Genomic DNA, 8212 nt, shown 5'->3' with positions numbered 1-8212 from the left:
TTGCCGATGTATCTATCCCCGCTGATATAGAGAGGGCTATTGAAGCAACCATTGCACGTTTCGGTAAGATAGATATCATCCATAACAATGCCGGGGTATCTAGTCCCTCAAAAACCGTGTGCGACACTACCGATGCCGAATGGGATAAAGTTTTTAACGTGAATGTTAAAGGCATATATCATACCACCAAATATGGCATTGCCGCATTAAAGCAAACTAAAGGTATTATACTAAATACAAGCAGCCTTGTTGGTGATATAGGACAAGATCAGCATGCTGCATACACCGCAACAAAAGGAGCCGTTAACGCGCTCACCAAATCAATGGCTTTAGATTATGCACCATTTGGCATCAGGGTTAACGCGGTAGCGCCCGCTGGTGTTTGGACACCTATGTTAAGGCGCTGGAGCAACCAGCAGCCAAACGTAGCGCATATAGAAAGTTATTTGGACGAGATCCACCCATTAGGATATTGCCCCGAAGGTGATGTGGTTGCCGATGCCTGTCTTTTCCTGGTGTCCGAACAAGCCCGGTTTGTTACGGGCTGCATTTTGCCTGTATCGGGTGGTGCAGAATTGGGCTACCGTAAATATATGGAAGGGCCTGCTGGAAATAAAGCTGTTTTACCCGATCAAAAAGCAGTAGAATAATGATAACCAAAGTAAAAATATCAGATATACGTTACCCGCTTGATGGTAATGCAGGCAGCGATGCCATACACCGCGATCCTATATACTCTTATGCCGTAACGCAACTACGCGATGATACCGGTATTACAGGTACCGGCTTTGCCTTTACCCTTGGTGAGGGTAATAACCTGGTTTGTAAAGCGGCAGAATATTATGCCCAAAGCCTGGTGGGTAAGGATATTGAGGAAACTATGGCCAACTTTGGCGGCCTGTTTAAGAAATTATCCAATGATCAACAGTTCCGTTGGCTGGGGCCGCATAAAGGTGTGGTGCACCTGGCCCTGGCATCGGTAACTAATGCCTGTTATGACTTGTGGGCCAAAAAACGGGGAGTGCCTTTATGGAAATTGCTTATAGATCTTTCGCCTGAACAAATTGTAAATACGCTCGACCTATCTTATCTGGAAGAGGAACTCACTCATTCGCAGGCCATAGAAATGCTTACCGGGCAGCAATCAACTAAAGCCAACAGGTCGCAGATCCTGGATAAAGGTTATCCCGGATACGATACTTCAATTGGCTGGTTCAACTATTCGGATGAACTGGTGAGGGAGAATTGTAAAAAAGCTTTAGCAGAAGGTTTTACTGCCATGAAGTTAAAGGTAGGCTCTATTGACCCGGAGCGTGACATCCGCCGTGCGCATATTGTACGCGAGGTTGCAGGAGATGATGTAAAGGTGATGCTTGATGCCAACCAGCAATGGAACCTGCCCCAAGCTATAGATATTTGCACAAAGTTAAAAAACATGAACCCATACTGGATAGAGGAGCCAACGCATCCGGATGATGTAAACGCCCATGCTAAACTGGCGCAGGCAATAGCGCCTGTTAAACTTGCCCTTGGCGAGCATGTGCCGAATAAGATCATCTTTAAAAATTACCTGCAATCGGGCTCGTCATCATTTATGCAGGTGGATGCCGTTCGTGTTGGTGGTGTAAGCGAATTTATAACCATAAGCCTGCTTTGTAAAAAATATGGTGTGCCGGTAGTGCCACACGTAGGCGATATGGGGCAGCTGCATCAGCATTTAGTGTTATTTAACCATATAGCTGTGGGGCACGAGGCCCTGTTCCTGGAGCATATTCCGCACCTGCAAAAGCACTTCGTAACCCCCGCTCAAATTATAAAAGGTGTATATAAGACCCCGCAGGAAGCCGGTAGCAGCTGCGACCTGATCATTTTAAAAGATTAAACTGAATAACAGCATATATGATAGGTTCATTTGACGCCACCGTAAGTATTTTATATGTTATAGTTATACTGGCAATAGGGCTTTGGACGGGTTTGCGGCACCGTAATGCCAGCAAAAAAGGCAATTTAGCCAGCGAATATTTTTTAGCCGGTAAAAGCCTTAAATGGCCTATGATAGGGCTGGCACTTTTTGCCACAAACATATCATGCGTGCATTTGGTGAGCCTTGCACAAAGCGGGTTTGATACAGGTTTACTTAATGGCACATTTGAGTGGATGGCATCGTTCACGCTTATTTTACTTGCCTTATTCTTTGTGCCGTTCTATATCAAATCAGGGGTATCTACCTTACCCGATTTTTTAGAGAAGCGCTATAACCGCGCAAGTAGAGACTGGCTGGCATTTATTTCTATACTATCGGCCATAATTATTCATATTTCGTTTTCATTACTGGCAGGTGGCATTGTATTGCAAACCCTGTTTGGGGTTAATATGTACACAAATGTAATTATCATTGCCGTTATTACCACTGTTTATACGGTTGTAGGTGGCTTAAAGGCAGTGGTGGTTACTGAATCTATCCAAACCGTAGTATTGTTAAGCGGAGCAGTTATTATGAGCGTGGTTGCCTATAACAAAATGGGCGGCTGGGATAATATGGTGCATGTGCTACAGCAAAATAATCAACTCAATAAATTATCAATGATGCGCCCGCACGGCGATAGCAGCGGCCTGCCCTGGTATGCCGTATTACTTGGATATCCGGTACTTGGCATCTGGTACTGGTGTGCCGACCAAACCATTGTACAGCGTGTATTGGGCGCTAAAGACGAAAACCACGCAAGGGTAGGGCCATTGTTTTGTGGCTTCATCAAAATATTGCCAGTGTTTATTTTTGTGATGCCAGGGCTTTTTGCCTACGCTTTGTATCAAACCGGTCACCTTAATCTAAGCAGTATTAAAACAATGGCCGCAGGTAAAGAGGTGGTTAACAGTAAAGGGATTTACACCCTTATGATATTGCAATTGATACCCAAAGGGTTGGCAGGTGTACTGGTTGCCGCTCTATTATCTGGTTTAATGAGCCAGATCTCGGGCGCGTTAAACTCTATCTCAACAATGGCCAGTTATGATATTTATAAACGCTATAAACCCGACGTGAGCGACGAAAGACTGGTTAAGGCAGGTAAAATAGCGGCGGGTTTATCTTTTGTACTGTCATTATTATTACTTCCGTTGCTAAATAGTTACGAAAGCATCTTTAATGGGCTGAATGATATTATAGCTCATATTGCGCCGCCTATAACCTGTGTGTTTTTATTGGGTGTGTTTTGGGGTAGGGCATCGGCTAAATCGGCGCAGCTTACATTATACATTGGTTCGGCAGCGGGTGTTTTGGTATTCGCTTATAGCAAGTTGTTACCACACTCTATGCTTGGCCAGATACCATTCATGATGATGGCCTTTTACCTGTTTGTGTTTTGTGTACTGTTGCAAGTAGGCATAACATTTCTGTATCCGGCGCAGCATACTGCCGAAAGTTCAAAGCTTTACTGGAGATCGCCGCTCGAATCACTTCAGAGTCCTGGCTGGCAAGGGTTTGGTAATTATAAGTTTTTGTCGGTGTTGCTTATTAGCGCAATGGTAGTATTGTTTTGGGTGTTTAGATAATTAAATTCATATACCAATAATGTTATGTAAAATCTGCTACAACCGTTGTGTTTACCCATTGTAATTTGATTTGTATATTAAATACGAATTTAATACATAAATAATACAATAGTCCATCACCTTTAAAGCTTTATCCATTTTAAAGCAGTTTTTAAGCGTTTAAATTTATCGAACCAATTAACCAATTCTTATAATTATGGAACACTTTTACAAAAAACAGGTAATAAATACGCCTTGTGCGGTTTTATGGCATCCGCCGGGTCTGGCGCTGCTACTTCCAAAAGCCACAATCTTCACCATGGGATATAGGATTTAAAATTGCTGCACAATCATCGGATTGTACAGAATTTAAATAGAACCCGTAATTATTTACTGTAAGCTAATGCCTTACAGGGTTGTATTGCTGTGCCCTTTCTGTCGGAAATGTTCCATGAGATTGTGATCTATCCCAAAACATACAATGCAATTATTTTAATGAACCAAGTACTATAAAACCAATTATGATAAAAAATTTATGAAACCATTTTACGAACGCATAAACAGCTTTAGGCTACCCCAAATTGCGCTTGGTAAAGTTGCCTGTACATTGTATTGTATCCTGATATTATGTGCTATAACCAGCACCAAAACCTATGCGCAAAGTAAAGTGACTATTACGGGCGTTGTGGCAGATACCACAGGCACAAGTATTATTGGCGCCAATATATCGGCTACCAACCGCAAAAACGTAAGCACAGCAACTGATGTTAACGGAAAGTTTGTTATTGATGCTGAAGTGGGTACAGTTTTTAGGGTAACTTATGTAGGTTACAGGGAAACCACCTTTACCGTATTAGCAGATACCCGCAGTTATAGCATTGTAATGAAGGTTACTAAAAACGAATTTAACGATGTTGTAATTACCGCTTATGGCCGTAAACAACGTAAAGAAGCCGTTGTTGGATCAGTAACCACTATTACCCCCGGCGATTTAAAAATACCGGCGAGTAACCTTACCAACGCTTTGGCGGGGCAGGTTGCAGGTGTAATTGCTTACCAGCCAAGCGGCCAGCCGGGCCTTGATAACTCATCCTTCTTTATCAGGGGGGTTACAACTTTCGGTTACAAAAAAGATCCGCTTATTTTAATTGATAACGTTGAGCTCTCAACATCTGATCTTGCCCGTTTGCAGGTTGATGATATCGCAAGCTTCTCTATATTAAAAGATGCAAGTGCTACTGCTTTATACGGTGCAAGGGGCGCAAATGGTGTTATATTAGTTACTACAAAAGAGGGTAAAGTAGGCAAGCCACAAATAAACGTACGTGTAGAGAATTCGATTTCGCAATCGGTTAAAAATCTTGAATTGGCAGATCCTATCACCTATATGCGCCTGTTTAACGAAGCAACACGCACACGCGACCCGTTGAGCCCGCTACCCTTTACACCAAACGATATTATTAACAGGCAAGCCACTGTTGCAAACGCACCGGGTAGCAACCCTTATGTTTACCCCGCGGTAGATTGGTTGAAAACTTTATTTAAAGATCGCACCAATACCCAAAGGGCCGATATGAGCGTAAGCGGCGGCGGCGGTGTGGCACGCTACTATGTATCAGGTTCATATAATATTGACCATGGCATTTTACGTGAAGACATAAAGAACAATAACAATAACAACGTAAACTTCCGTAACTATCAGTTACGCTCTAATATTAATATCAATCTTACAAAATCTACAGAGATGATTGTAAGGCTTGTGGGTACCTTTAACGAATATAACGGACCGTTAACCTCTGATGCTTCTTTCTCTACCGATCTGTATAATATAGCCATGCACACCAGCCCGGTGTTGTTTCCGGCATATTACCCGGCAGATTTGGCAAATCAGAATACCCAGCATATCCTGTTTGGTAACTCTCCAGACCCGGGCGGGGCAAATACAGTTGCATATTTAAACCCTTATGCTGCACTATTAAGGGGGCATAAAAACTTTTCACAATCGCGCGTATCAGCACAGTTAGAGCTAAACCAAAATCTTGACGCGGTAACCAATGGTTTAAATTTCCACGGATTGTTCCATACCAACAGGTATTCGTATTTTGAATCATCAATGGGTTACTCGCCATTTTATTATAACATTGGTAGCTATGATAAAGCAAATAACACGTACGTTCTATCGTGGCTAAACTCTCAGCCCGGCCAGGCTACCGAATATCTTAATTACTACCGCAACCCCAATACTACACAAGCCAATACTTACTTGTTTTTTCAGGGTGTGTTAGATTACAGCAAACGCCTTGGCGATCATAACATCAGCAGTTCATTAATAGGTACACAGCAACAAACGCTATATGGTAACCAGGAAACATTATTTAAATCATTACCTTATCGTAACCTTACCGTGGCAGGCCGTGCAACTTATTCTTATAAAGGCCGGTATTTTTTAGAATTTAACTTTGGTTATAATGGTACCGAGCGTTTTTCGGCCAACCACCGGTTCGGTTTCTTCCCAACCATTGGCGGGTCATGGATCGTATCTGACGAAAAATTCTGGAAAGACGGTATATATGATGTTGTAAACCGGATGAAGTTAAGGGCCAGCTACGGTACAGTAGGTAACGACCAGATAGGGGAGCAAAGGTTCTTCTACCTGTCTGACGTTAACCTGAACGGTGGTAACCCGGCATATTTTGGTACTAATAACGGTTATGGCCGTAATGGTGTTACAGTTAACAACTATGCTAACTCTGATATCACCTGGGAAACCTCAAGACAATTAAACTTAGGTATGGAACTTACCATGTTCAAAAACCTGAATATAGTAGCCGAGGTTTATAAATACCATCGTACCAATATTTTACAAAACCGGTCTTCAATACCTACCACAATGGGTTTAGAAGCAAATGTTAGCGCCAACTTTGGTGAAGCCGAGTCTAAAGGTATCGACCTGCAGATGGATTATAAAACACAAATTGGTGCAACCGGCTTTATACAGGCAAGGGGTAACTTAACTATCGCTACAAGTAAATACAGCAAATACGAAGAACCTGAGTATGCCGAAGCTTACCGTTATCAAACAGGCCAATCTATTAATCGCGCTGTAGGGTATGTAGCAGAGCGCTTATTTGTTGACGATAACGAGGCCCTAAACTCGCCAAGCCAAATATTTTCAACCAATGGTATTGCACCCAAAGGTGGTGATATTAAATACCGCGATTTAAATAACGACGGCAAAATAGATGCTGCCGATCTTACTTTTATCGGGTATCCAACAGTGCCTCAAATTGTATATGGTTATGGCGTATCAAGTGGTTATAAAGGGTTTGATCTTTCGGCCTTTTTCCAGGGCCAGGCACAGGTTAGCTTCTTTATCGATGCAAGCCGTACCAGCCCTTTCATACAAAGCCCTGATGGCGCTTATGCAAGCGGCAACACACAACTACTCAAGGCATTTGCAGATGACCACTGGTCTGAAGATAACCAAAATTTATATGCGCAATATCCAAGGTTGGGCGTAAACGGTAACCAGATTGAAAACAACAGGCAAAATAGTACCTGGTGGATGCGCGATGGTAGCTTCCTGCGCTTAAAATCTATAGAGGTAGGTTACACTATTCCTGCTCGCATTACCCAAAAATGGAAAATGAGCAAGCTTCGTATCTACTTTAACGGGTTGAATTTATATACCTGGAGTCCGTTCAAATTGTGGGACCCGGAAATTGGGGGTAATGGTTTTGCTTACCCAATACAAAAGGTATTTAACGTAGGCCTTAACGTCAATTTATAATAACACAAGAATTTATATATCAGTTATATGAAAAAAATAGCTCAGTTTATATGCGTGGTAGTAGTAGTGCTATCGGGCGTATCCTGTAAAAAGTACCTGGACCTGGCGCCGGATAATACCGGTACGCTTGAGTATGCTTTCAGAAACCGTAATGAAACAGAAAATTATCTGTTTACCTGTTATGCTACCTTACAACAGTTTGCCAATGCTACAACTAACGCAGGGTTCACAACATCCGGAGAGATCATTTATCCAAACAATTTAACCAAGCACCCTATAGATGAAACGGGGTTTAACTTACTCCGTGGATCGCAAAACAGTTCGCAGCCCGGGTTAAATTATTGGGATGGGGAAAATAGCGGGCAGGCGGTATTCCGCTCTATCAGGAGATGTAATACTATGCTGGAAAATATTAACAAGCCGGTTGATTTAGGTGAAGGTGAAAAAAAGAGGTGGATAGCAGAAACCAAGTTTTTAAAAGCTTATTATCACTTTTATCTTGCACGTTTATACGGACCGATCCCGTTGATTAAAACCAATTTGGATATCACTGCTTCAACCGAAGAGATAAAGGTTAAGCGGGCACCGGTTGATTCTGTTTTTAACTACATCGTATCGTTATTGGACGAAGCCGCGCCAGACCTGCCACCGGTTATTGATAACCAGGCAAAAGAGTTGGGCCGCATTACCCGTAACATAGCTCTGTCAGTTAAGGCCGAGGTATTAATGACGGCGGCAAGCCCGTTGTTTAATGGTAACCCTGACTATACAAGCACTCAGAATAAAGACGGACAAAAACTTTTCCCTGCAGCTTATGACCCTGCAAAATGGCAGAGGGCAGCAATAGCTTGTAAAGAAGCGATTGAAGCCTGCGAGGCAAGTGGTTTAAAG

At 42.6% G+C, this 8212-nt stretch carries 5 protein-coding genes; all 5 read left to right on the top strand.

Annotation, left to right across the window (positions count from 1 at the left end; all coding sequences use genetic code 11):
• A partial coding sequence (locus WC615_RS21535; RefSeq protein WP_372980115.1) for an SDR family NAD(P)-dependent oxidoreductase occupies nucleotides 1–650 on the top strand: 650 nt, incomplete at its 5' end.
• Nucleotides 650–1882, top strand: a complete 1233-nt coding sequence (locus WC615_RS21530; protein ID WP_372980114.1) for an enolase C-terminal domain-like protein — start codon at nucleotides 650–652, stop codon at nucleotides 1880–1882. The genes WC615_RS21535 and WC615_RS21530, both read left to right, overlap by 1 nt.
• A 17-nt stretch (nucleotides 1883–1899) precedes the next feature.
• Entirely contained in the window at nucleotides 1900–3552 is a 1653-nt protein-coding gene (locus WC615_RS21525; RefSeq protein WP_372980113.1) for a sodium:solute symporter, read from the top strand.
• A 514-nt stretch (nucleotides 3553–4066) separates the two neighbouring features.
• On the top strand, nucleotides 4067–7321 hold the full coding sequence (locus WC615_RS21520; RefSeq protein WP_372980112.1) for a SusC/RagA family TonB-linked outer membrane protein: 3255 nt from the start codon (nucleotides 4067–4069) through the stop codon (nucleotides 7319–7321).
• 27 nt (nucleotides 7322–7348) lie between these two features.
• Nucleotides 7349–8212: RagB/SusD family nutrient uptake outer membrane protein (locus WC615_RS21515; RefSeq protein ID WP_372980111.1), on the top strand; the 864-nt coding region annotated here is incomplete at its 3' end.

The sequence above is a fragment of the Mucilaginibacter sp. genome (assembly GCF_041663085.1).
Classification (GTDB): domain Bacteria; phylum Bacteroidota; class Bacteroidia; order Sphingobacteriales; family Sphingobacteriaceae; genus Mucilaginibacter.
The sequence above is the reverse complement of the archived record's forward strand: the minus strand, read 5'-3'. Positions and strand labels throughout refer to the sequence as shown.

What these genes read in the sequence shown, in the direction of transcription:
- WC615_RS21530 (WP_372980114.1), top strand. Translation starts at nt 650, where the DNA reads ATGATAACCAAAGTAAAAATATCAGATATACGTTACCCGCTTGATGGT.
- WC615_RS21525 (WP_372980113.1), top strand. Translation starts at nt 1,900, where the DNA reads ATGATAGGTTCATTTGACGCCACCGTAAGTATTTTATATGTTATAGTT.
- WC615_RS21520 (WP_372980112.1), top strand. Translation starts at nt 4,067, where the DNA reads ATGAAACCATTTTACGAACGCATAAACAGCTTTAGGCTACCCCAAATT.